Raw genomic sequence first — 25,274 nt, forward strand, 5'->3', positions numbered from 1 at the left:
AACACCATGAACAACAAAGGATTTAAACTTTCGCTGTTAACACTAGCGATGACAGGTGCGCTCAGCAGCGCATCGGTGTGGGCGCAGGACAACGCCAAACAAGAGGAACAACAAGCATCCGATAAACTTGAGCGTATTGAAGTCACTGCTCGTCGGACTAACGAAAGTTTGCAAGAAGTGCCCGTCGCTGTCAGCGCATTTGGTGAGCAAGAACTCGAGCGAGACGGCATCGAAGATATCACTGAATTACAGTACAAGATGCCCAATACGACCTTTCAGGTCAGTCGCGGAACCAACTCAACGCTGACAGCTTATATCCGTGGGATTGGACAACAAGACCCATTGTGGGGCTTTGAACCCGGCGTCGGTATCTACATTGATGACGTCTATGTTGCTCGTCCGCAAGGTGCTGTACTCGAAGTGCTTGATGTGCAGCGTGTTGAGGTATTACGCGGTCCTCAGGGAACCTTGTATGGTAAAAACACCATTGGCGGGGCAATGAAATACGTGACGCGTGACTTAACCGGTTACGATGAGTTTGAGATAAAAGGGACGATAGGCACCTATAATCAGACGGATTTGAAAGTATCTGGCCAGACAGCGCTTAGCAATAACTTTTACGTGGGCGGCGCGTTTGCTACGCTCAATCGCGATGGTTATGGCGAATTTGTAAATCTTGGCGCTGATAACTACAACAAAGAGCTAATGACTGGACGTTTTAATGCACGTTGGCTTGCCGCGAAAAACGTTGACGTAAAGTTTGCCGCTGATTGGACTCAAGATGACTCAAACGCGCGCGGGGGTCATCGTTTGATGCCTTCTTTACTGAGCGATGAACCCTATCTTGATGATGTCTTTGATTCATATACTGCAATGCCCATTGATAATTCGGTTGAAACCGAAGGGTACTCGCTGACTGTCGATTGGGATGTCAACGCGCAGTGGGGATTTAAATCAATCACTGCTTATCGTGAAGGAAGCACTGACACTAATATTGACTTTGACTCAACGGTTAACCCCGTATTATTGGTCCCAGCTTATTACGATGATGACCAAACCACTCAAGAGTTTCAGTTAACTTATTCTGACGGTCGTCTAGATTTCATTGGTGGGCTATATCTATATGACGGCACGGCCTGTGGTGTGTTTGGTACCGTGCTGGGTCTACTGGATTTGACAATCGATAACGGTGGCTGTGTCGATACCACCAGCGAAGCGGTGTTTGGACAAGCGAGCTATCAGCTGGATGAGCAATGGTCTGTTACCGTGGGCGGTCGCTATACGCGAGACGAAAAGGATGCTGACGTATATCGCTACACTTATGCCGGCGTTAAGTTCTTAGATAGAGGCGACTACTCGGCTGATCCTATTGTGGTTAACTCTGACTTCAATACTAAAGAAGACTGGAGTAAGTTCTCTCCGCACGCCAGCGTGAGCTACCAAATGACGCCTGAGTTAATGTGGTATGCGAGCTACAGTAATGGCTTTAAGTCGGGTGGTGTTGATATGCGTGCCGACGTGAGTCTCAACCCAGATGCGGCGAACCCTTACGATCCTGAAATTGTGGACACTTTTGAAGTAGGTGTTAAGAGTGAATGGTTGGACAGCCGGTTACGCTTAAACGGTGCGGTGTTCTATTCAGACTATCAGGACATGCAAGTAACCGTTCAACGCGCTGTTGAAACAGGGGGCGTGGCGTCACAAGTGCTGAACGCGGCTGACTCAACTGTTCAAGGATTTGAGCTAGAAGGTACATTTGCGGCCACTGAGACCTTAAACTTTACCGGTTCACTTGGCTATATTGATGCAGAGTTCGATGAAGTGGCATTTTTTAATCCACAGACTCAGCAAGTCGAGGACGTATCAAACACGTGGTCGTTTGCCAATACACCTAAGTTAACTGCGAACCTTGGGTTCACCAAAGAGTTTATTCTCGATAGTGGCTCATTAATTTGGTCGACGTCGGTGTCATATCGCGACGATACACAGATTTTTGAAGTGCCATCACCGTTGGATGAAGAAGCCTATAGCTTGGCAAACACAAGTCTAGTCTGGTATTCAACCAGTGGACAATGGAATGTCGGCTTACATGCTAAAAATGTGTTCGATAAAGAGTATCGTCTAGCAGGCTATAATTTCGGTTCCACGTTTGGTGAGAACATTGTTACGGGTTACTACGGCGATCCGCGTACCGTGTCACTCTCGGTTGGTTACCGTTTTTAATATTCGATAAAGCAACCGTGCCAGCGTGAGCAATGCTCGCGCTGGCATATTTCCTTAAAACTGGTTAGCATGGTGGCATCAACAAATGCTTAACACGGTATTTAGGTCCATGGCACGCGCCATCATTGCAGATGATCACCCGATCTTTCGCGCCGCAATTAAACAAGCGCTTGGCGAAACGCTTGAATCCGAAGTTCTCGAGGCTTCTAGCTTCACTCAGTTAGAGTCATTACTCAAACAAAACCCGCAATTAGAATTGGTGTTCTTGGATTTGTCGATGCCCGGCAATGAAGGGCTGACAAGTTTAACGTTATTACGAAGCCAATTTCCCGATGTCTTAGTTGTTATTGTCTCTGCGAATGAAAACGCCCATATTATAAGACAGGCAATGGCATTGGGGGCGAGTGCTTATATTCCTAAATCGGTGCCCTTACCCGAGTGGGCGGCCGCGGTGGAAACGGTATTAGCAGGAGATAACTGGCTACCCGAAGGACTCGTTGACTTGACCGAGACGGACCAAGAGGTGGTGAACTTTGCACGCAGTCTCGAAAGCTTAACGCCGCAACAGCTAAAAGTGCTTAAAGCGATTGCAGATGGTCGCTTGAACAAGCAAATTGCGTTTGATTTAGGTGTACAGGAAACCACTATCAAGCAACATGTTTCAGCGATTTTAAGAAAACTCCATTGCGTAAACCGTACTCAAGCAGGGATTCTTTTCCGGCAGATGTTATCCGCCTCGGATACGCTTGAGTAAGCGTTTTAGTGCGCCGACTTTAAGTGGCTTTGGAATAAAGTATGCTTCAACGGCCATCGCGGCCTGACGCACCGATTCGGTTGGATCAGCTGAGTTGATGATAGCAGGCGTATCGCTTCGCCAGTGTGTCCGCAACTGTTGTATGGCATTGACCCCTGTTTGACCATGGTTTAAATGGTAATCAGCGAAAATTAAATCACAGGGTGCGAGAGAATGAATATCGCTGATATCCTCGGCAGTAACCACCTGAGCACCCCATCCTTTTAAAAGAGCGCTGGTTGCAAAGAGCACTTGCGGGTCATTATCGATGACTAAAACGCGGAATTCGTTCAGTAATAGCTCCTGGGTATCAACCTCATCTCCGAGGTTAAGAGTTGAGGGCGCGTTTGCAACTGGGAGTGCGGTAAAAGTAACTCCAAAGCCTGTACCTTTGCCAACCACAGAGCGTAATGTGAGAGGTAAGTTCATGAGGCGACAAATGCGTTCAACGATCGATAAGCCAAGTCCTAGCCCGGGGTTGTCTGTCTCACTTTGTAGTTGATGAAACTCTTGAAAAATTTCTCGTTGTTTATGTTCTGGTATACCAGGACCTGTATCAATAATCCAAACGGTGATTTGTTCACCTCTACGCTTGCAGCCCACGCTAACCCGCCCACTGTGTGTATAACGAAGCGCATTGGATAACAAGTTCTGAAACACTCGTGTCAGTAATCGGCGATCGCTGCGAATTCTTACCCGACTGTCGAGATAGTGAAACGCTAAGTGCTTCTCTTGCGCCATAAACCGATAGCGCTCTACTAACGGACGCAAGACCGAGTTGAGTTCAAACGTTTGATATTCGGGTGTAAGGTGTCCACTATCGAGTTTTGTCATGTCGAGCAGCATCGTAAGTAGCTCCTCTGCTTGCTCTAACGACTGCTTTAGATGGTTGGTAATTGGACGTTGCGCGTCGGTTGATTTAGTCACGAGTATATCGGTAAACAAACTGGCGGCATTGAACGGTTGCATCAGGTCGTGGCTTACTGCGGCAAAGAATCGCGATTTACTCCGATGCGCATATTCTTCTGCCTGCTTCGCAAGTAATAACTGCTCAGTACGCTCTGCGACGCGCTGTTCAAGCTCTTCATTAATCTGTCGTAATTGATCTTGAGCAACCACCTTTTCAGTAATGTCGCTGTAGGTGGTTACAAAACCGCCACCTGGCATTGGGTTGCCATGCAGTTCAATGATTCGCTCACCTTGCTGGCGCTGGTATGAATAAGCACTGCCTGAGCGTAAGTAATCAAGCCGTTTTTGAATTTCTCTTTCGACATCACTCTCCTGAGAACTCAGCATACCGCGTTGGGCGTTAAAGCGCAGAAGTTTCTCGACGGGAATACCGGTTTCTAATATCCCATCTGGATAAGCAAAAATCTCTGCATAGCGCTGATTCCATGCGACTAAGCGAAGCTTTTGATCGATGACACTGATGCCTTGAGGAATATTTTCCACGGATGCTTGTAATAACTCCCGATTGAATCGATAGAGTTTTGATGCTTCGGCGGCCCAATCGACCATCCGATCAACAGATAGCGAACCCTGTTCGGATACAGACTCCAGTAATAATCGGCTTGCAGAGGTACCGATAACGGCTGACAGTTCGCGTTCGACACGCACCATGACATCCGCAGGCACGATTGCGTGGTTATCCTGTGAGAAGAGATCGATATCGAGTCGACGTTGGATAATGCGTAATTGTGCGTCTGTATAAAAAGTAGATAGAACGGTATAAAGTTTAGCCCAAGTTAGACGACTCGACTCGATGGAATCTCTGATCGCGGGGACGGCGGTTTGAGGCATTTGTGGCCGAAGCATAGAAATAAGCCAGAACACAGAGAAGTTTAACGTTAAACTCAAGACCACGCCATCGGCAAGCTCGGTGTCGAGCATGGGTTGCGTGGTGTTTAACGCCGGTAGCAACAACTGCCAAATCCAAATGCTCCATCCCATGAGTATCCCAGCACCGACGCCCAAACCGCTGGCTCTTGGCCACAGTACCGTTGCAAGAATACCGGGCGCCAATTGGGCAAGTAGCGCTAATGCAATCAACCCCGAGTTAACCAGCGGCAATGAATCCAAAGTGAGCTGATAATAGCCATAAGCTAATAACATGACCAAAATAATGGTAACGCGTCGGATGTTGAGTACTAAGCGGGGCGACAGTTTTCGCCGCGGATGCTTAAATAAATGCAGCCAACTTGGAATGACGACATCATTTGACATCATGATGCTAAGCGCTAATAGCGCAATGAGTACCATGCTTGTTGACGCTGACAAACCGCCAATAAACGCGACAATACTGATATCCGGGCGATCGGCGATAATGGGAAGCGCTAACATAAACATATCGGTATGTGCGTATTCAGGGGCGAGGACTAAGCCGGCGAGTGCGATGGGTAAAATAAAAAAGTTGATAGCAAATAAGTAAAGGGGAAAGGCCCACCGGGCCGCTTTTAGTTCATCAGGGTGGTTGCACTCAATATAGCCGACGTGGAATTGACGTGGGAGGCAAAACATCGATAACGCCCCCAGACACGCGTGCACAATGAAAATATAGACGCCATCTGGGCGCCCTTCTAAAATGGAAGTGACGGAAGGTATTGCCAAACTTTGCTGAGCAAGATCGAGCATGCCATCAAATAGTGACCAACAAGCAAAAACGCCGACTATCATAAAAGCAACCAACTTTACGATAGATTCAAAGGCGACAACGTCCATCAAGCCATTATGTTGCTCGGCTAAAGACAGCCGACGCGTACCAAATAAAAATGCAAAGCTCACCATGGCAAGTGTGACCAACAAGGCTAAGTCAAAAAACGTATTTGAACCTGTTGCGACTCCTGTCAGGGTCGTTACACTCGCTGTTACAGCCCGCAGTTGTAGTGAGATATAGGGTACAACGGCGACAAGCGCAGTGATTGCAATAAACCCCGAGAGTATTGAGGAGCGCCCAAAGTGACTTCCGACTAAGTCAGCAATTGACGTAATATTCTGTTGCTTGCAATAGCTGAGTAAACGCAACTGAAGACGGTGAAAAATCAGGAAAACTAAAATAGCTCCGACGTAGGTCGGGGCAAACGACCAACCATAAATAGCAGACTGCGTGACGGTGCCAAAAAACGCCCAAGAAGTGCAATGAACGCCTTGAGCTAGCGCATAACGATAAGGTTTTACGCGCTTTCTACTGAGGTTATCACCGCGATAGGCGATAAAGAACAATAAGCACAAATAAGCGACGGCAACGGTGATGATCCAACCGATAGATAACATGGCTAGTGGTGCTCATACTCTTTAAATACGGGGAGCGACCACTGGTATTTGATAGCCCCGAGTCGGACGACTAAGGTTACCAGCATACTCGCCACTAATGCGGTTACAGGGAAGTAGGGAACAAGCACTGTATAAATTGTAGCGCCTATGATGCATGTCGTTGCATAGAGTTCACTTTTTAATACCATCGGAACATCACGAGCGAGCACATCTCGTAACATGCCGCCAAAGCACGCTGATACGGTTCCCATAATAACAGCGATAAAGGGCGTAAAGTCGGCTGCGAGGGTCTTCTGTGCGCCCATGGTCGCGAAAAATGCTAAACCAAAAGCATCGGCCACTAATAATGTGTTGATAGGAATATAAGACTTAAATCTTAGCCAAATGATAGTAAGCAAGGCGGCCGCGATAATGACGTAAATGTAAGTTGGGTCATGTGTCCAAAACACCGGAAGGCCTAAAATCAGGTCGCGCGTTGTGCCCCCACCAATGGCGGTTGCGGAGGCGAGAATGATAACGCCAAAGCCGTCCATTTTTTTACGGAACGCAAGTAATGTACCTGCCACCGCAAATACCGCGACACCTGTTAAGTCGGTAAGGTAAAATAAGAGATCAATTGAGGACATTTTAGTCTTGGCGCTTTCGCAGATAAAATAAAGCCAACAGTGCCATAGATGGGACGAGAAATGTAGCAGTTTTTAGGTCACCACAGTATTATATTGTAGTTGACGACGAGAATGCTTAAGGACTAGCAAGCTATGGATATATCCGATATTAAAACACAACATGTTGATGACTCGTTGGATAAGCAGCAAGCTGCGGTTCCTATGTTGGTAATTGCGCTTCACCCAAATCTCAACCGAGTGGGAGAAGTCGCGCCATTACTCGACTTAGATCGTGAGGGTCGTGGCTATGTTAGTCGTAATCGTCCTGAATTCTCAAAAAGCGGATATGCAGGTAAACCGCTGGCTGATCAACACATCAGCCGCTCACCTCTAATCATTCAAAAAGACTCTGATGAGTTGTTCCGTATTCGCGCTCACAGTACGAGTACGGAAGTTTCGATCCCAGGCCGTTCGCTTCAGCAAGAGTACCTGTTAACGGCCGACGATATGCATGAGGGCGTTATTTTGACCTTGAGTCAGAAGGTCGTACTCATTTTAAAGTTTTTACCTCTGCAACACATGATTGTTCCTGATGACAACATGATTTTAGGTATTAGTCCCGATATTGCGGCGGTGAGAGATAAAGCAAAAAATATTGCACGACTCAGCCTACCGGTCATGATTCGAGGAGCAGCAGGTGTTGGTAAAGAGCACGTTGCACGCAGTATTCACGAGTACAGTGATCAAGCCAATGAACCGTTCATTTCAGTGAACGTCGCCGCGATACATGATGCGGTTGCCGAAGAAGAGCTATTTGGCGTGGTTCGCAATGGTCAGAGAAAAAGAGGCTGGTTGGAGCAAGCAGGCAGTGGAACGATACTATTAGAAGACTTAGAGGACGCCTCAGAAAAAGTCCATGAACTGATATTTAAGGCGTTTAAAGCCCAGAAAGTATTGGCAGTAAATGATGCTAACTCGGTCGCCCTAAAGTGTCGATTCATGCTGACAAGTACTTACGACAACTGTCCAGAAAATAAAAGCTCGGTCTTGTGGCGATTAAATAATTTGTTGTCAGCTTATCAGTTCTTTGTTCCGAACCTGGTCGACCGGCGAGAAGACATCGGTTTGTTATTTTATCACTTTGTCGCTGAACAGTGGGCGCGCGTTCATGCGGAGAAGGCGATGACAGCCGAGGTCCCTACTGACTTAGTCGTACAGTTGTTAATGTTTAATTGGCCTGGGAATGTGAGACAACTGCGTAACGTTGCGCGACAGATTGTCATTGATAGCCGTGATAAAGAGAGCCTATATTTGGATCCGCAGCTGATTAATATTCTTGCAAACAAACAAGAATCAGCAGCGCAAACCAGCAGCAAAAAAGTGACAAAATCGCGTAAGCCTAACAGTGTCAGCAAAGATGAACTCATCGAGTCATTACAGAATAACCGCTTTGAGTTGCAAGCAACTGCACGGGAACTGAACATATCCCGAGCCTCTGTTTATCAGCTTATTCAGCGCTTCGATGGGATTCAAACAGCGCAGGATTTAGATGAGGTGACGATTCGAGAGCACTATGAACGGTACAATGGTGATACAGAAAAAATGATGTGGGCATTGAAAGTATCCCAAGTAGGTTTGAGGCGTCGGCTTAAAGCGATGGGTTTAGCAATATAGGTTGAAAGTTAGGCATATTAAACACGGCAAAAATCCGATAAACTGTGCGGCCAGCACTTGCAATTAAGAAATCAGCCCTCATCTGAAATGGGTGGCGTTAAAATATTATAAAGCAACATCAATTGAGGAAACATTATGAGTTTTTTTATTAGCCCTGCGTACGCGCAAGATGGTGCAGCTGCTCAAGGTGGCGGCATGGAATTGATCATCATGCTGCTATTATTCGGTTTGGTATTTTACTTTCTGATTTACCGTCCACAAGCGAAGCGTATGAAGCAGCATAAAGAGCTCATTGGCTCGCTGAGCAAGGGTGACGAAGTACTCACTCAAGGCGGCATGGTTGGCAAAATTACTAAAGTGAGCGATGACAAAGATTTTATCGTCATCGCGCTGAGTGAAGAAATGGAAGTGACAGTACAAAAAGCAGCTGTAACCTCTGTTCTTCCTAAAGGTACAATGAAGTCTCTCTAATAGAAAATGTAAGGTAGGCACGACGTGTTAAATAAATACCCGTTGTGGAAAAACCTGCTCGTTATTTTCGTTATTTTGTTGGCAGCGCTGTATGCGCTGCCTAACATTTACGGCGAAGATCCCGCAGTACAAATTTCCGCAGATCGTCAAGCAACAGTAGATGCCGCAACGCTTGATCTAGTTCGCGAAACGCTTAAGTCAGAAGACATCTCACCTAAATCGATTGCGCTTGAGCAAGAACAAGTACTCGTACGACTGAGCTCCGATAAAGAGCAACTACAAGCGCGTGAAGCTCTCAATAAGCGCTTAGGTGAGCACTATATTGTTGCCCTTAACTTGGCACCAGCAACGCCGAGTTGGCTGAAAAGTATTGGTGCTGAGCCCATGAAATTGGGCCTAGATTTACGTGGTGGCGTTCATTTCTTGATGGAAATCGATATGAACGAAGCCATGCGCAAGATCTTAGATGGTATGAAAGATACTATTCGTAGCTCTTTGCGCGAGGAGCGTATTCGTTACACTAACGTAAGTGTTGAAGATAATGCCATTAACGTTGAGCTTCGTTCAGATGAAGACTTTCAACAGGCAGAGCAGTATTTAGATGGTCGTTATCAAGGCTATCAAATGGTTGTCGATGCAGAAACCAATACTGTAACCATGCGAATGACCGAGCAAAAACTCGCGGAAACGCGTGATTATGCGGTGTCGCAAAACATTACTATCATGCGTAATCGGGTTAACGAGCTTGGTGTTGCGGAGCCTGTTATCCAGCGTCAAGGCGCAAATCGCATTGTCGTGGAATTGCCGGGCGTGCAGGATACAGCGCGTGCTAAAGAAATTTTGGGTGCGACAGCGACGCTCGAGTTTCGCATGGTAGATACCGAAAATGATGTACGAGATGCAGTCAATGGTCGAGTACCGTTTGGTAGTGAGTTACTCCCTTCGCGTAATGGCGGTCCACAGCTGTTAAAAGAGGATGTGATTCTAACAGGCGACCATATTGTTAATGCGGGCGTTGGTTACGACGAATATAACCGTCCTCAGGTAAATATCGAGTTGGATGGTGTTGGCGGTGACAAGATGTCATTGGCGACCAAAGACAATGTCGGCAAACCAATGGCTACGGTATTCATGGAGTATGAATCAACCGGCGAACGCGATGCTGAGGGTAACCTGCAATTTAATAAGAAAGCAGAAGTCGTCAGTGTGGCAACAATTCAATCTCGTTTAGGTAGCAGCTTCCGTATCACCGGTGTAGGTCCGCAAGAAGCGCAAAACCTTTCACTCTTGCTCCGTGCGGGTGCGTTGATTGCGCCGATTCAAATTGTTGAAGAACGGACAGTGGGTCCGAGTTTAGGTCAACAAAATATCGATGCAGGTACTCAAGCGATTATTTGGGGCTTGGTGTTAGTGCTCCTATTTATGGTTATCTATTACCGTAAGTTTGGTCTTGTTGCTGACATGGCTTTGGCAGCTAATATCGTGCTTATCATTGGTGTTATGTCGATGATACCGGGTGCAACGCTCACTCTTCCTGGTATGGCAGGTATCGTTCTGACAGTCGGTATGGCGGTCGATGCTAACGTGCTGATATTCGAACGTATTCGCGAGGAAATACGCGCTAAGCGAAGTCCGCAACAAGCGATTCATCATGGTTATGATAGTGCCTTGTCGACCATCGCTGATGCGAACATTACCACGTTGATCGCTGCGATTATCCTCTTTGCCGTAGGTAATGGCCCGGTTAAAGGGTTCGCGATTACATTGGCGATCGGTATTATCACTTCGATGTTTACTGCAATAGTAGGCACGCGAGCGATAGTGAACTCCGTATGGGGTGGTAAGCGTTTAAGCAAGTTATCAATTTAGGGTGAATGATGAGACAGTTTATTAAAACAAAAGAACGCATAGGATTCATGCGCTTCCGTGGAGTATTCGCGCTCATCAGTGGCTTGCTCCTTATCGCGTCAATTGTTTCGTTATCGGTAAACAAACTTAACTTTGGCTTAGACTTTACTGGCGGAACGCTTATTGAAGTCGGTTTTCCACAAGCGGCTGAGCTTGATCAGGTTCGCAGTACGCTTGAAGCCGGTGGTTTTGATGATGCTGTGGTGCAGAACTACGGCACCCAGCAAGATTTATTGATCCGATTGGCACCTAGAGAGGGTGTAAAAGCGGAGGAGCTGGGAACACAAATTTTAACGACCCTGCGTGAAGGAATTGATAATTCCATCGAAATGCGTCGGATCGAATTTGTGGGACCTAACGTGGGTGACGAATTTGTCGAACAGGGCGGGTTAGCGATGCTGACCGCGTTGATATGTATCTTGATATATATCGCAATGCGTTTCGAATGGCGTTTGGCTGTTGGTGCTGTTTCAGCACTCGCGCACGATGTTATTTTAACGCTGGGTTTATTCTCGGCTTTGGGTCTCGAGTTTGACTTAACCGTGTTGGCGGCACTTCTTGCGGTGATAGGTTACTCAATTAACGATACTGTGGTTGTCTCGGATCGCGTACGTGAGACGTTCCGTAAGTACGCTAAGTTGACACCAACGCAGGTTATTAACCGAGCGTTAACGGATACCATGAGCCGTACGTTGATTACGTCATTAACCACTATTTTAGTGTTGTTGGCGCTGTTCTTTGTTGGTGGACAGTTGATCCATGGCTTTGCCACTGCGCTATTATTTGGTGTATTTGTCGGTACTTATTCGTCAATTTTCGTAGCAAGCAGCGTAGCGTTATCGTTAGGTGTTAGCCGTGACGATCTGATGCCAACAGAAGTCGAAAAAGAAGGTGCGGATCAAGATCCGCTGCAATAGTTCATAGGAGATTAATATGCTCGCGGTACTTTCGCCGGCCAAGAATTTAGATTATGAATCCGAACATCTTGCGGTAGAAGCAACGCAACCTCGGTTGCTTGATGAGGCTGAAATACTGGTTCAACGTTGCCGCGAGCTGACTCCACAGCAGCTTGGATCGCTGATGAAGATCAGTGACAAATTGGCGGGTTTAAATGCGGCTCGATTTACTGAGTGGACCCGTCCATTTAATGAAGATAATGCACGACCCGCTATTTACGCATTTAATGGTGATGTTTATGCGGGCTTAGATGCTGACTCAATGACTCACGAAGAAGTGCGATCAGCGCAACAGCAACTTAGAATTTTGTCGGGATTATACGGCTTGCTAAGGCCGCTTGATTTGATGCAGCCTTATCGTCTCGAGATGGGGACTAAGCTCGATAATCAGCGCGGTAAAAATCTTTATGAGTTTTGGGGTGACCAAATTACTGAAATGCTCAATGCGGATTTGAAGCAAACGGGCAGCGATGTATTGGTCAACTTGGCTTCTAACGAGTACTTTTCATCAGTCAACAAAAAGGCATTGAACGCTCAGCTCATTACGCCAGTGTTTAAGGATGAAAAAAACGGCCAGTTTAAGGTCATTAGTTTTTATGCGAAGAAAGCACGAGGGTTAATGGCGCGCTTTATGGTGAACCAAAAGCCTGAAAATGTGTCTGATTTAAAAGCGTTTGACTATGCGGGTTATCGTTTTTCAGAATCTGAATCTAACGAAAAAGAACTTGTATTCAAGCGCGCTGAAAGCGAACGACCTTAATCTATTGCAACAATGAGGACCGCAGGGCATGGCAGAACAAGATAATTATCCTGGTAAAGAAAGCAGTAGCAACACCGCTCGCTGGGTCGTTGCGGTTATTATTGTCGCTATTATTATTGGTGGCGTTAGTTGGTGGATGTTAAGTGGCTCAAATAACAACGAGGCAAAACAGACACAGTCGATGGATTTGCCAAAGCAGCCTGAAGAGGCGCCTGCGGTCGAACCGAAAGAGCCTGAGCCACAGCCGCAGCCAGAACCAGATCCTGAATCAGCAGCGACGCCAGAGCCGACCACCGAAGTGGTGGAAGAGCCAGAACCGGCTATCACGCTACCTGATCTCAACGAGAGCACCCCGACAGTGCTGCAAGAATTGGATAATAGTGGCATAGAGATACAGCCACTGAAGAGCTCGCAACTGATTAAAGACGCTGTGGTTATTATCGATAACCTAAGAAATGGCATGTTGGTGACTGACAGAACCGTAGTGCAGCGCCCAGATGGCCGGTTCTCAGTGATTGAAGTCGAGGGCGACTTGTATATTGATGAGCAAAGCTATCAACGTTACGATCCTATCGTTGACTGGTTTACCAGCCTGGATGCCAATGCATTAGTGGATAACTACGAGTTGTTTAAACCGTTGCTTCAAGAGGCATACGGTGAAATCGGTTACCCTGACAGTGAGTTCAAAAATGCGATTATAGAAGCGATTAATGTCTTGTTAGAAACACCCGTGCCAGAGTCTTTGGTGCAAGTCGACGATGACAGTGTCATGTACACGTATCACGATTCGTCGCTTGAGGCCTTACCGCCAGCACAGAAGCAGCTATTGCGCATGGGACCGAACAATATTGAACGAATCAAGGCTAAGTTAAGAGAAGTAAAAGCAGCGTTTCGAGAGAATTAATGACAGAAAATCAAGATTCAATACCTAATAATTTAGAGGGCGATTTCCCGTCACAGGGGAATCGCTTTTCGCGTTGGATAGGGCGAGTGGGGATGCGATTAATGGGGGGATGGAAAATTAATGGTTCCATGCCAAATAGCCGTCAGGCAATTATCCCCATTGCGCCGCATACTTCAAATTGGGATTTCCCTGTTGGCGTGTTTGTGATGCTCGCAATGGGCTTAAAGCTGAACTATTTGGGGAAAGCGAGTTTGTTCCGGTTCCCTATTAAGCGTTTAATGCTCAAATTAGGAGGCATCCCGATTGATCGTTCTGCCGCGAATGGTGTCGTTGGTAAAATGGTTGAAGAGTTTAAGACCAAGCACGAATTAGTTTTAGTGATCACGCCCGAGGGCACTCGCAAAAAAGTGAAGCAATGGAAGTCAGGTTTTTTGCATATTGCAAAGCAGGCAAATGTACCGGTTGTGCCTGTTGCGATGGACTTTGCTCGTAAAGCAATTGATATAGGCCCTGCGATGATGATTAATGGCGAAATCGAACGTGAGTTGGAACGTGTAAAGTCGTTTTTCGCTCATGCACAGGGTAAGCGCGCGTAATGGTCGTTCGGCGTCTTTGTATCATTTTTTGGACTGTGTTCGCTCTTGCGCTGAGTGAAAACCTCGGCGCAGCCGAGTTTTGGCAAGACGATTGGTCAATGGGGCAGCGTATTGAGTCCTCTCGACTCGAAATAACAGCACTTAAAGCTGATGATGCCAGTGCTATCTATCGCGCTTACATGGACTCTCAAGCTTGGTTGTATCATCAGCTTGGATGGAGCTGGCCCAGTAGTAAAACGTCGGAAGAACAGAACGCATCGATGGTGCAACATCTGCTAAAGCAGATGAAGCAAAAAAATGGCTTTAGCTTTGTCGTCACTGATAAAAAGCGGAACAAAGTGGTTGGCATGGTGTACTTTGCTCCAGTTTCAGCAGAGCGTGGTAATGGTGCTGCGCTTGATACCAGCAATATTCAAGCGGAAGTGACGTGGTGGTTAGGAAAAAAGGCAGTCGCCGATAACCTACATAATGATTTGTTTGCGCTGACGACCGACTGGTTAAGAGCTGGCTGGCCCTGGGGTCAAGTGCTATTCCCTGTTTCTGAGTCAAACCAATCGGCGCTCGCTGTATTGGATAATAGCGCAGCACGAAAGGTGGCGATGAATAGGGATACACATGAAGTATTTTATTCTTATACGTTAGCCCGAAAATAACGTTAAAATATGGTATTATTTGCGCATTATTGAGATCACAAGGAATTCCAAGCATGCATATCATTGAGGGTGGCATAAACGCACCAGGCAAAAAGTTTGCTATTATCGTCTCTCGTTTTAATCACTTTGTCGTTGAAAGCCTCCTTCAGGGCGCTGTGCAGACACTAAAGCAATATGGTCAGGTCGCAGATGACGATATTACCGTGGTTAGAGTGCCGGGTGCTTACGAAATCCCAGTAACCGCGAAGCGACTCGCAGAATCGGATAAGTTTGATGCGATTATTGCGGTCGGCGCAGTTATTCGAGGTGGAACACCGCACTTTGATTTTGTCGCTGGAGAAAGTAATAGCGGCTTAGGCCGAGTTGCTATGGAATTTGGTCTACCAGTGGCGTTCGGTATTATTACCACTGACACGCTGGAACAAGCCATCGAGCGCAGCGGTTCAAAAGCCGGTAATAAAGGCTCTGAAGCAGCATTGAGTGCGTTAGAGATGGTTAACGTCTTGGATAAGATTTAACAGGAACGCATTAAGAATGAAACCAGCAGCACGCAGAAAAGCGAGAAAGCTTGCAGTACAAGCGGTCTACTCGTGGCAGTTATCGCAAAATACATTTAATGAGATAGAAGCACAGTTTCTAACCGACAATGACACCAGTAAAGTTGATGTGGATTACTTTCTGGAGTTGCTTCGAGGAGTGGGTGCGTTCTATAAAAGCCTAGATGAAGCGATAGCACCCTATCTTGATCGACCGATCAGCGAATTGGATCCGGTAGAGCTTGCGGTCCTACGTATCGCTGCGTATGAGCTACGTGAACGTTACGATGTACCCTATAAAGTAGCAATTAATGAAGCTATCGAATTAGCCAAGTCGTTCGGTGCTGATGATAGCCACCGCTTTGTGAATGGTGTACTCGACAAAGCTGTCGATGCATTAAGACCTGCCCGCCAATAATAAAAGAGCGGTGCGCCGCTCTTCTCCCTTATGACACAGACTCCAAAACTCGACGAATTCAATCTGATTGAACACTACTTTAAAGCTGAATCTTATCGTGGCGATGTCATCGTTGGCGTAGGAGATGACGGCGCTGTGACAGAAGTGCCTGAAGATCATCAACTCGTTACTGTGACGGATACCATGGTCGAGGGCGTTCATTTTGATAAAAATACCCCCCCACGTGCAATTGGACACAAATTAGTCGCCGTGAACTTAAGTGATTTAGCGGCGATGGGGGCAGTGCCGAGTTGGGGAAGTCTGGCACTGACTTTACCGCGAGTTGATACTGATTGGCTGCACGATTTTAGCGAAGGCTTAAAAGAAATCTCAAACTACTATGAGTGTGATCTGATAGGTGGTGATACAACGCGTGGTCCTTTAACGTTGACTTATACTGCTCAAGGCGTTGTGCCCAACGGTACGGCGATTAGACGCGATCAAGCGCGGGCTGGAGATTGGCTGTACGTGAGTGGCTCGTTAGGTGATGCGGGTTTAGCATTGCGGTTATTACAAGGTGAATTGTCGGCAACTCATCGCCATTTACAGTCATTAATTAATCGATTGCACTATCCCACTCCGAGAGTCGCTTTAGGGCAGCTATTACGGGGTGTTGCTAATAGTTGCATCGATGTTTCAGACGGCCTATTGGCAGACTTGTCTCATTTGTTGCCTACAAACGCTCAAATGGGCGTTCAGTTAGAGCTTGATAAATTGCCTTTATCGATGGCTTTAACTGAAACTCTCGACTTGGATGAGGCGTTTTCATTGGCATTAACTGCGGGTGATGACTATGAACTTTTGTTTACTGTACCAGAGCAGAATCGCGGACGACTTGAAACTATCACGTCACATCTAAAAGACAAACCTATCTGTATCGGTCGAATGGTAAAGGATGAGACACGTCAGGTGAGAATGACTTACCAAGGCGAGCCGTGGGAACTCCCTAAAATTGAATTGGGTTACAACCATTTTGGAGCGTCCTAATATGCGCCGATTTCCTGGGCTTTCACTTGCGAATCCAGTTGATTTACTTGCTCTTGGATTTGGCTCTGGACTAGCACCAAAGGCGCCGGGCACGTTCGGCACGTTGGCTGCTGTTCCATTGGTCTACGGTATGCTCTGGTTAGACATCACTAGCTATAGCCTGTTTGTCGCGCTTAGCACCCTGCTAGGCATCTATATTTGTCGCAGTGCGGCCGATAAAATGGGTGTACACGATCATCCAGCAATTGTTTGGGATGAGTTCGTCGGCTTGATGTTTACCATGTGGGCCATGCCAGCTAACTGGGCTTTACTTATGGTCGGCTTTTTGGTCTTTCGCGTCTTCGACATTCTCAAACCATGGCCAATTAGCTGGTTGGACAAACGCCTGCATGGCGGAACAGGTATTATGTTAGATGACGTGCTCGCGGGGATCGCGAGCAACCTCGTTTTACAACTGATACTTGCGACAACAATCGGTCGTGACTGGTTTTTGTAGGCGCGTGGCGCCTGTTAGCTGTTTAAATAGTCTTGTATACGCGACTTAATCGCCGTAGCGTTCAGTCCAATTTCTTGTTTAACCTCATCTTGACTACCGTGCTTTATAAACTCATCAGGTAAACCAATATTTAGAACTTGAGTATTGATTCCTGAATTCGCCAGTGCTTCGTTTACGGCACTACCTGCACCACCTGCGATGGCATTTTCTTCAAGCGTTACAACAAGCTGATGGCGACGAGCGCAATCAATCGCGACTTGCTTATCAAGTGGCTTCACAAAGCGCATATCGACTACTGTTGCATTGATATCTTCGGCGACCGCGATAGCCTCGGGTAGCAGCGTGCCAAAGTTTAGGATCGCAACGTCGTTACCCTGACGTATGATGTTTGCTTCACCTAACGTAAGTAACTTATCGTGTTCTCGTAATGTGACACCGGTACCGCTACCACGGGGATAGCGGACTGCAGCAGGCCCCTGATGGCAATAGCCAGTGTAAAGCATATCGCGACACTCCTGTTCGTCACTGGGTGTCATAACGACCATATTTGGAATGCAACGGAGGTAACTTAAGTCAAATGCACCTTGGTGAGTAGGTCCGTCTGCACCAACAATACCTGCGCGATCAATAGCGAACAAAACATCGAGATTTTGTAACGCAACATCATGAATGACTTGATCATAGGCGCGCTGCAAAAAGGTTGAATAAATAGCCACAACAGGTTTAAGACCAGCAATGGCGAGCCCAGCCGCATAAGTTACGCTGTGCTGCTCGGCGATAGCGACATCAAAATATTGCTCGGGATAAAGTTTTGAGAATTTGACCATTCCCGACCCCTCTCGCATTGCAGGGGTAATGGCCATTAACTTGGCATCGTCTTGTGCGTGATCACACAACCAATCACCGAATACCTCTGAGTAACTTGGGATTCCGGGCTTTTTCGCCGGTAGCTTGGACAGCGACGGATCAAATTTAGGCACGCCATGATAACCGATAGGATCGGCTTCTGCAGGCCGATAGCCTTTTCCCTTTTGCGTGACTACGTGAAGCAGCTGTGGACCGCGTAAGTGCTTCATATTACGCAGCGTTTCAACTAAGGTGTCCACATCGTGCCCATCAATGGGACCAATATAATTAAATCCGAGCTCTTCAAAGATAGTACCGGGTGCCATCATACCTTTCATATGCTCTTCAGCACGGCTAGCTAAGTGATGGATAGGCGGTAACGGCTTAAGCAGTTTTTTGCCTTGCTCACGTATTTTGGTATAGAAACGCCCCGACAAAAGACGCGCGAAATGCTGATTCAAGGCACCTACGTTCTCAGAAATCGACATGTCGTTATCATTTAGTACCACTAACATGTCAGGCTTAATATCGCCTGCATGGTTCATCGCTTCAAACACCATGCCGGCTGTCATTGCACCGTCACCAATAATTGAGACGACCTTTTCGTTAGAACCACTGCGCTGGGCGGCAACCGCCATACCTAATGCTGCTGAGATTGAGGTACTGGAGTGACCAACAGACAAAACGTCATACTCACTTTCTTCCCGCCATGGGAATGGGTGCAAACCATCTTTCTGTCTGATTGTATGCAGCGCCTTTTTTCGTCCTGTTAAAATCTTATGGGGATAGGCTTGATGACCAACGTCCCAAACTAACTTATCTTTTGGTGTGTTGTAGACGTAGTGCAGAGCGACGGTCAGTTCAACTGTACCCAGCCCTGATGCTAAGTGACCACTACTGCGACTGACAGAGTCCAGTAAGTAGGCGCGTACTTCCTCACAGAGCGCGTTTAATTGATGTGTAGGCAGCTTGCGTAGATCTGTTGGGTATTCAATACCGTCTAATAATTTGGTCATAGGTCTCGTATTACTTAGTGATCGCGCTTCAGCAAGATCTCTGAAAATGTTTCTAGTTTTTGGGTATTGTACGGGATCTTGTTGAGTGACAGTAGTGCTTGTTGATGCAATGACAGCAGTTTTTCACTGGCTCCGTCAAGCCCCAGTAGCGCAACGTAAGTCGCCTTGTGGTGGGCTTCATCTGAACCTTGTGGCTTACCCATAACTTCAGTGTTTCCGACGACGTCAAGAATATCGTCGTAAACTTGATAAGCAAGTCCAATCCAGCTGGCGAAATCACAAAAGTGATCTAAGTATTGTTGGCTTTCGTCGTTACCTGCAAGCACTCCAAGTGCCGCAGAGGCACGTATTAAAGCACCGGTTTTGTGACGATGTATCTTTTCAAGTTCAAGCTCATCAATGGCGCGCCCGGTGGCATCTAAATCCAGCGCCTGTCCAAAACACATACCTTTAGCACCACTGGCGCTGGCCAAATGCTGGATCATTGCGATGCGTCGTTGAGAGGGAAGTTTAGCCTCTAAGTTGGTGCTTAATACCTCAAAAGCGAGTGTTTGCAGCGCATCACCGGCTAATACGGCTGTCGCTTCACCGAACTTAATGTGACACGTGGGATGACCTCGGCGTAGTTCATCGTCGTCCATCGCCGGTAAGTCATCATGAATTAATGAGTACGCGTGGATCAATTCTACGGCACAAGCCGCGTCCAAAGCCTCGTTAGTTTCAGCCCCACATAATTCGGCCACTGCCATCGTTAAGTAGGGACGGATACGCTTGCCGCCAAGTAAGACGCCGTATGCCATGGCTTCTTTAAGTGAACTAGAAGCAATGTGTGATTCGATCAGTTGGTTTAATCGGTTATCGACGGCACTACGGACCTCGGCTGTAAACTGCTTAATATTCACTCGCGCGCCTCACTGTGCTGTTCACTCAGCACCTGTTCGCCGTTTTTTTCTAGTAACGTTGAAACCTTTTGTTCTGCTGACTGCAACTGCGCTTGGCTTAAACGTGATAGCTTTACGGCTTGTTCAAACTTTTCTAATGACGTCTCCAATGGAAGGTCGCCTTGCTCAAGCTCATTCACTAACTGTTCAAGTTGTTGCAATGCTTGTTCAAACGATAGGTTGTCTTCCTTCTTTGCCATAATGCGTCACCTTTAGTTTCAATATAGGCTCATTATCATATAAAGAAACTCGATTGTCAGCCGATGATCAATGCGTGGTTTACTTAAATTTACAATATAGGTTGCCACAGTGAGTGGGATGTTTAAAATTGATCACGTGCCAAATTTATCGCGTGAAGTGGAGGAAGCTGAGTGGATATAGCAACGCTGGTTGGGATCATTGGAGCCATAGGCTTTGTTGTTGCCGCGATGATATTGGGTGGTGACCCCGGTCTTTTCATTGACACTCAGTCTTTATTGATTGTTGTGGGTGGTTCGCTGTTTATCGTTATGGCCAACTTTCCACTACAACAGTTTTTTGCCACCGGCAAAGTCGTAGTAAAAGCTTTCTTTTTTAAAATAGAACACCCTCAAGAACTTATCGATAGTGCCGTCGAAATGGCTGACTCGGCGCGTAAAGGTGGCTTCCTAGCGTTGGAAGAGGCAGAGATTCCTAATCCTTTTTTTCGTAAAGGCGTGGATATGCTGGTGGACGGTCATGACGCGGAAGTGGTCAAGCACACTTTAAGCAAAGACATTAGCATGAGCTTTACCCGACATGAAGAGGGGGCTCGGTTTTTTAAAATTTTGGCTGACGTAGCACCGGCAATGGGGATGATTGGTACGCTCATTGGATTGGTTGCGATGCTCGCTAATATGGATGACCCCAAGGCTATTGGTCCGGCGATGTCGGTTGCATTGCTAACAACACTGTATGGTGCATTTTTGGCCAACGTGATTGCGATTCCCATTGCGAATAAATTGGTGCTGCGAGCGGAACAGGAAAAGCTGAACCGGCAGCTCATTTTGGATGCTATTTTAGGAATTCAGGATGGACAAAACCCACGGGTTATTGAGGGCTTGCTACGTAATTACCTCGCCGAATCCAAACGTGTCAATGAAGGGAATGAGGACGAATAGCGCCTATGGCTGCCGCAGACGATCAAGAAGAATGCCGTTGCCCGCCCCCTGGGCTTCCTATGTGGATGGCGACTTTTGCTGATTTAATGACACTACTAATGTGCTTCTTCGTGCTGCTTCTTGCGTTCTCTGAAATGGATGTTCTTAAATTCAAGCAAATTGCCGGCTCTATGAAGTATGCGCTGGGTGTTCAGAATAAAATTGAAGTAAAAGACATACCCAAGGGAACAAGTATTATTGCACAGGAATTTCGGCCTGGGCGTCCTGAACCTACGCCCATCGAGACCATTCAGCAACAAACAGTCGAAATGACCCAACAAACCTTGGAGTTTCAAGATGGGGAATCAGACTTTGCAGGAGGTAAGCAGGTCGAACGGGGCGGACAGCAAGCTGACAGCGAGGAGGACAAGAAGGCCGCTGACGGAAGCGAGTCCGATCCAGCGGTAGAGCAGCAAGTTAAGGAGCTAATGGAGCGTATCCGAGAGCAATTAAGTGATAACATCAAGGCCGGCTCATTAGAATTAGAGCAATTGGGGCAACAAATTATTATTCGAATTAAAGAAAATGGTTCGTTTCCAGAGGGATCTGCGTTCTTACAGCCGCAATTTAAGCCAGTCATTCGGGAAGTGGCACAAGCGCTCAAAGATATTCCTGGCGAGATCACGATCTCGGGGCATACCGATAATCAACCGTTAGTTTCTGAGATGTACACCTCAAAGTGGGATTTATCCGCTAAACGAGCTGTCGCTGTTGCTGAAGAGATGACTACAGTAGACGGGTTCGATCAATCACGCCTTGTTACGATGGGCTATGCCGATACAAAACCGATTGTACCGAACAACTCGGCCTCTAATCGTGCGCTCAACCGACGTGTTGATATCGCTATTATGCAAGGCAAGGCGAAAGAGTCCGATCCGGTGGATGTAATTGACTAGCTCGGGTGGCTCACAGCGTTAAAAAATCGTATAATGATCGGTTTTTAGACTAGCTAAAACTGGGGCCTCCATGAAGTTCGTTGTACGGTTGCATGCCGAAATCACCATCAAAAGCCGCTCAGTTCGTAAGCGTTACGGAAAAGTACTCACCAATAATCTACGTAAAGTGTTGGCCGATATAGATGCTGGTCTCTACGTAAAATGGTTGTGGGACCGTATCGAAGTGAGTACTCCCTCAGAAGAGGAAGATGTACGTCAAGCGGTGATTGATAAATTGGCTTGTACGCCAGGGATTTCATGGTTCGCTGAGGTGGTTGAGCGCCCCCTGGATGAGTTCGAGATCCTTGCCGAGTGGGTCGCGCAGTTCTGGCTAGAAAAAATCGCTCAACAAACCTTTGCGGTCAGAGTAAAGCGTAAAGGGCATCATGATTTCTCTTCACAACAGCTGGAGCGCTACATCGGTGGCTACCTTCTTGAGCATCAACCGACTGCAAAAGTGCAATTAAAGGCGCCTGAGCATGAAATTACTTTGCAAATTATTGAGCAAAATATTCAGTTAGTGGGTACCCGGAGGCAGGGCCTGGGCGGTTTTCCTATTCCTACTCAGGAGACCGTGGTGAGCCTCATGAGCGGCGGCTTCGACTCGAGTGTTGCGAGCTTTGACTTCATTCGTCGTGGCGCGCGCACACACTTTTGTTTTTTTAATCTCGGTGGCGACGCGCACGAAGTCGCCGTTAAGCAAATATGTCATTATCTTTGGGACCGTTACAGTAAGTCGCATCCCATTAAGTTTATCAGCGTGGACTTCGCGCCTATCGTAGAAGATATTCTGACCCACGTCGACAACGGTGCCATGGGAGTTGTTCTAAAACGTCAAATGCTACGAGCAGCAACGCGTGTTGCGGGCTTTTTAAAAGCGCAAGCGTTGGTCACAGGTGAAGCGATTGGACAAGTATCGAGCCAGACGTTGGCTAACTTACAAGTCATCGATAAAGCGACAGATACACTGGTATTGCGTCCACTTATTACAGCGGACAAACAAACCATCGTTGATCAAGCGAAGCGCATTGGAACCGAAGCTTTAGCGAAAACAATCCCAGAGTATTGTGGTGTTATTTCCAATAAACCCACCGTAAAGGCCGACGAGCGAGCTATCTTAGCAGAAGAAGCAAAGCTCGATATGTCGCTTATTGAGCAAGTCGTTCGCAATGCCCAAGTACTTAGTATGCAAGACATTGCTAAGGCAGCACAGGACCAAGTACAAATAAAGCATACAGCGACAGATAAGCCTAAGGTCATCATCGATATTCGAACAGCCGACGAAATTGAAGAGCAACCGCTATCGACCTCCTTTGAGGTGATTGAAATGCCATTCTTCAAGGTTCAGTCAGAATTTGTAAAACTGGATGACGCAAATCACTATCTATTATATTGTTCGCAGGGTGTGATGAGTAAAATGCAAACGTTACTTCTGCAGGAAGCAGGATACAGTAACGTTTCGGTGTATGAAGGACAGGACGTTGAGTAACCTAACGAGTTCTCGCATGTTTGCGCGTGCGATTTTTTTAAGCTTATTAATTGTGATCACCATCGCGTTCTTATGGCAGTTTCCAAGTCATGAAGCGAGCCGTATGATCCCTCATGCAGACAAATGGGTTCATTTTAGTGCTTTTTTCCTGTTGAGCGTGACCCTTCACAAGGCCTTTGACCTATCGGGTAAACTCGCAAGCTCACTGCTACTCATATATGGCTGTGCGATAGAAGTGATTCAGTATTATATTCCAGGGCGAGGCTCTGACGTAATGGATTGGCTTGCTGATGCTGCGGGCGTGACGGCTTACTTTACCTTGCTGTGGCTCTATCGAAAGCGCCGCGATTAACGGCGCTTCTTTGTTTTCTTATTTTGCTTCTTCTTCTTAACACGCTTTTTGTCTGTCGATGGAAATTTATACTGCGGCTTGAGCCCATCAATCACACGTCTATCAAGACGATGCTCCATGTAGCGTTCGATTTTTCCTAACAGAAGTGCATCGTGCGCCTCTACGAGTGAAATAGCTAACCCTTTTTGGCCGGCGCGGGCAGTACGACCTATTCTATGCACATAAACGTCTGCCTGTTTAGGCAAATCATAGTTAATAACCAATTTAATATCGTCAATATCGAGTCCGCGAGAAGCTACATCAGTTGCGACTAACACGGCGTTATCACGACGCTTAAATTCGATGATTTTCTGTTGTCGTTCAGCATGTGGTAAGTCACCACGTAAAAACATGACAGGCACGTCTTGTGATTGGAGAAAGCTGGCTAGCGCCTGCACTCGTTCGCGGGTGCGCGCAAAAACAATCGAGCGACCACTATGCTGCTTTAATAACGCCATCAACAACTGACGCTTGTGATCATCGGTATCTGCAAGATATGCGTGTTCAATTATTTTACCGCGTTCTCGCTTAGGAGGCGTGACCTCAATAAGTTCGGGTTCATTTAACAGCGCACGCGAGAATGCTTTCACACCGTCACTTTCAATCGTCGCCGAACAAAGAATTGCATGTTGGCGATTGCGCGCGTGCAGCGCAATGTCTTTAACAACATCTTTAAAGCCCATATCCAGCATACGATCGGCTTCGTCAATAACTAACCATTCAACGGCTTCAAGCTCGTATTGCTCGGCTTCTAATAAGTCTAATAGCCTGCCTGGCGTTGCGATGACTATATCATGGCTCTGCTCCAGTCGGCTCAACTGACTACCGTAATTGACGCCGCCAGTAACAACGACAGAAGAGAGCTCTGTGAGCGCACGAAACATCTCTGCTTGTTGATAGATTTGTTCCGCCAACTCACGAGTTGGCGCCAAAATAAGTGCGCGCGCAGCCCCCGGTTGCTTGCGAGGAAAGTCCATCATGTGCTGTAGCACAGGAAGCAAAAACGCTAAGGTTTTGCCTGTACCTGTGGGCGAGCTGATCAGTAGATCATGGCCATCCATTGCGGCTGGCAATGCTGCCTGCTGGACTTTAGCCGGTTTATTGAGACCGGCTGCTTTAAGTACTGATATGAGCGCATCATCAAGCTCTAATTCTTGCCAATCTGGCGTCATTCACTGAATTCCTAAAA

24 protein-coding genes are annotated in these 25,274 nt (G+C 46.9%); 18 read left to right on the plus strand and 6 right to left on the minus strand.

Annotated elements, in window-relative coordinates; all coding sequences use genetic code 11:
• Positions 1 to 6: 6 nt before the first annotated feature.
• Together AC3AP5_RS00580 and AC3AP5_RS00585 are read left to right on the plus strand one after the other, a co-directional pair.
• Positions 7 to 2,223: a TonB-dependent receptor gene (locus tag AC3AP5_RS00580; protein WP_006956379.1), complete on the plus strand. Its 2,217-nt coding sequence runs from the start codon at positions 7 to 9 to the stop codon at positions 2,221 to 2,223.
• A 109-nt stretch (positions 2,224 to 2,332) separates the two neighbouring features.
• Complete coding sequence (locus AC3AP5_RS00585; RefSeq protein ID WP_006956378.1) at positions 2,333 to 2,977, plus strand: response regulator; 645 nt, start codon at positions 2,333 to 2,335, stop codon at positions 2,975 to 2,977.
• Here AC3AP5_RS00585 and AC3AP5_RS00590 read toward each other — a convergent pair.
• Together AC3AP5_RS00590 and AC3AP5_RS00595 are read right to left on the minus strand one after the other, a co-directional pair.
• Complete coding sequence (locus AC3AP5_RS00590) at positions 2,951 to 6,286, minus strand: PAS domain-containing hybrid sensor histidine kinase/response regulator (protein ID WP_487326892.1); 3,336 nt, start codon at positions 6,284 to 6,286, stop codon at positions 2,951 to 2,953. The genes AC3AP5_RS00585 and AC3AP5_RS00590 overlap by 27 nt on opposite strands.
• Before the next feature lie 2 nt (positions 6,287 to 6,288).
• Entirely contained in the window at positions 6,289 to 6,912 is a 624-nt protein-coding gene (locus tag AC3AP5_RS00595) for a trimeric intracellular cation channel family protein (RefSeq protein ID WP_487326893.1), read from the minus strand.
• 132 nt (positions 6,913 to 7,044) lie between these two features.
• Here AC3AP5_RS00595 and AC3AP5_RS00600 point away from each other — a divergent pair, with 132 nt between their 5' ends.
• The 12 genes from AC3AP5_RS00600 (at position 7,045) to AC3AP5_RS00655 (ending at position 17,289) form a co-directional block, all read left to right on the plus strand.
• Positions 7,045 to 8,565, plus strand: a complete 1,521-nt coding sequence (locus AC3AP5_RS00600; RefSeq protein WP_487326894.1) for a sigma-54-dependent transcriptional regulator — start codon at positions 7,045 to 7,047, stop codon at positions 8,563 to 8,565.
• 135 nt (positions 8,566 to 8,700) lie between these two features.
• Positions 8,701 to 9,036, plus strand: coding sequence for a preprotein translocase subunit YajC (gene yajC, locus AC3AP5_RS00605; RefSeq protein WP_006956373.1), 336 nt, complete (start codon positions 8,701 to 8,703; stop codon positions 9,034 to 9,036).
• 24 nt (positions 9,037 to 9,060) lie between these two features.
• Positions 9,061 to 10,905 carry a protein translocase subunit SecD gene (gene secD, locus AC3AP5_RS00610; RefSeq protein ID WP_272977984.1) on the plus strand — a complete coding sequence of 615 codons (1,845 nt, stop codon included), beginning with the start codon at positions 9,061 to 9,063 and terminating at the stop codon, positions 10,903 to 10,905.
• 8 nt (positions 10,906 to 10,913) lie between these two features.
• Positions 10,914 to 11,861 carry a protein translocase subunit SecF gene (gene secF, locus AC3AP5_RS00615; protein ID WP_006956371.1) on the plus strand — a complete coding sequence of 316 codons (948 nt, stop codon included), beginning with the start codon at positions 10,914 to 10,916 and terminating at the stop codon, positions 11,859 to 11,861.
• A 16-nt stretch (positions 11,862 to 11,877) separates the two neighbouring features.
• On the plus strand, positions 11,878 to 12,660 hold the full coding sequence (gene yaaA / locus AC3AP5_RS00620; RefSeq protein ID WP_287830816.1) for a peroxide stress protein YaaA: 783 nt from the start codon (positions 11,878 to 11,880) through the stop codon (positions 12,658 to 12,660).
• 28 nt (positions 12,661 to 12,688) lie between these two features.
• Complete coding sequence (locus tag AC3AP5_RS00625; RefSeq protein WP_487326895.1) at positions 12,689 to 13,564, plus strand: DUF3014 domain-containing protein; 876 nt, start codon at positions 12,689 to 12,691, stop codon at positions 13,562 to 13,564.
• Positions 13,564 to 14,160, plus strand: a complete 597-nt coding sequence (locus AC3AP5_RS00630) for a lysophospholipid acyltransferase family protein (protein WP_040488092.1) — start codon at positions 13,564 to 13,566, stop codon at positions 14,158 to 14,160. The genes AC3AP5_RS00625 and AC3AP5_RS00630 overlap by 1 nt, the downstream gene beginning before the upstream one ends.
• Complete coding sequence (locus AC3AP5_RS00635; protein WP_006956367.1) at positions 14,160 to 14,813, plus strand: GNAT family N-acetyltransferase; 654 nt, start codon at positions 14,160 to 14,162, stop codon at positions 14,811 to 14,813. The genes AC3AP5_RS00630 and AC3AP5_RS00635 overlap by 1 nt, the downstream gene beginning before the upstream one ends.
• A 53-nt stretch (positions 14,814 to 14,866) precedes the next feature.
• Complete coding sequence (gene ribH, locus AC3AP5_RS00640; protein WP_006956366.1) at positions 14,867 to 15,331, plus strand: 6,7-dimethyl-8-ribityllumazine synthase; 465 nt, start codon at positions 14,867 to 14,869, stop codon at positions 15,329 to 15,331.
• A gap of 16 nt (positions 15,332 to 15,347) precedes the next feature.
• A complete protein-coding gene (nusB, locus tag AC3AP5_RS00645; RefSeq protein ID WP_006956365.1) occupies positions 15,348 to 15,767 on the plus strand; it encodes a transcription antitermination factor NusB in 420 nt (139 codons plus the stop codon).
• Positions 15,768 to 15,797: 30 nt separating this feature from the next.
• On the plus strand, positions 15,798 to 16,793 hold the full coding sequence (thiL, locus tag AC3AP5_RS00650; protein WP_487326896.1) for a thiamine-phosphate kinase: 996 nt from the start codon (positions 15,798 to 15,800) through the stop codon (positions 16,791 to 16,793).
• 1 nt (position 16,794) lies between these two features.
• On the plus strand, positions 16,795 to 17,289 hold the full coding sequence (locus AC3AP5_RS00655) for a phosphatidylglycerophosphatase A family protein (protein WP_287830809.1): 495 nt from the start codon (positions 16,795 to 16,797) through the stop codon (positions 17,287 to 17,289).
• 14 nt (positions 17,290 to 17,303) lie between these two features.
• Here the strand turns inward: AC3AP5_RS00655 and dxs are convergent, their stop codons facing one another.
• Genes dxs through AC3AP5_RS00670 form a run of 3 tightly spaced genes read right to left on the minus strand, consistent with a single transcriptional unit; the run spans position 17,304 to position 20,292 of the window.
• The gene (dxs, locus tag AC3AP5_RS00660) at positions 17,304 to 19,151 is read right to left on the minus strand and encodes a 1-deoxy-D-xylulose-5-phosphate synthase (RefSeq protein WP_487326897.1); all 1,848 of its coding nucleotides are present in this window, start codon (positions 19,149 to 19,151) and stop codon (positions 17,304 to 17,306) included.
• A gap of 14 nt (positions 19,152 to 19,165) precedes the next feature.
• On the minus strand, positions 19,166 to 20,053 hold the full coding sequence (ispA, locus tag AC3AP5_RS00665; RefSeq protein ID WP_348671155.1) for a (2E,6E)-farnesyl diphosphate synthase: 888 nt from the start codon (positions 20,051 to 20,053) through the stop codon (positions 19,166 to 19,168).
• On the minus strand, positions 20,050 to 20,292 hold the full coding sequence (locus AC3AP5_RS00670; RefSeq protein WP_006956360.1) for an exodeoxyribonuclease VII small subunit: 243 nt from the start codon (positions 20,290 to 20,292) through the stop codon (positions 20,050 to 20,052). The genes ispA and AC3AP5_RS00670 overlap by 4 nt, the downstream gene beginning before the upstream one ends.
• A 171-nt stretch (positions 20,293 to 20,463) precedes the next feature.
• On the opposite strand from AC3AP5_RS00670, the gene pomA reads away from it, so the two are divergent.
• The 4 genes from pomA (at position 20,464) to AC3AP5_RS00690 (ending at position 24,046) form a co-directional block, all read left to right on the plus strand.
• Positions 20,464 to 21,231, plus strand: coding sequence for a flagellar motor protein PomA (gene pomA / locus AC3AP5_RS00675; RefSeq protein WP_006956359.1), 768 nt, complete (start codon positions 20,464 to 20,466; stop codon positions 21,229 to 21,231).
• 5 nt (positions 21,232 to 21,236) lie between these two features.
• Positions 21,237 to 22,166 carry a flagellar motor protein MotB gene (locus AC3AP5_RS00680; protein WP_272977412.1) on the plus strand — a complete coding sequence of 310 codons (930 nt, stop codon included), beginning with the start codon at positions 21,237 to 21,239 and terminating at the stop codon, positions 22,164 to 22,166.
• A 70-nt stretch (positions 22,167 to 22,236) separates the two neighbouring features.
• Entirely contained in the window at positions 22,237 to 23,694 is a 1,458-nt protein-coding gene (gene thiI, locus AC3AP5_RS00685; RefSeq protein ID WP_006956357.1) for a tRNA uracil 4-sulfurtransferase ThiI, read from the plus strand.
• A complete protein-coding gene (locus AC3AP5_RS00690; protein WP_242603672.1) occupies positions 23,687 to 24,046 on the plus strand; it encodes a VanZ family protein in 360 nt (119 codons plus the stop codon). The genes thiI and AC3AP5_RS00690 overlap by 8 nt, the downstream gene beginning before the upstream one ends.
• On the opposite strand, the gene srmB is transcribed toward AC3AP5_RS00690, so the two are convergent.
• Complete coding sequence (gene srmB / locus AC3AP5_RS00695) at positions 24,043 to 25,257, minus strand: ATP-dependent RNA helicase SrmB (protein ID WP_272977411.1); 1,215 nt, start codon at positions 25,255 to 25,257, stop codon at positions 24,043 to 24,045. The two genes, AC3AP5_RS00690 and srmB, sit on opposite strands and share 4 nt — an antisense overlap.
• Positions 25,258 to 25,274: the final 17 nt, after the last annotated feature.

This window comes from Idiomarina sp. D18, from assembly GCF_057748155.1.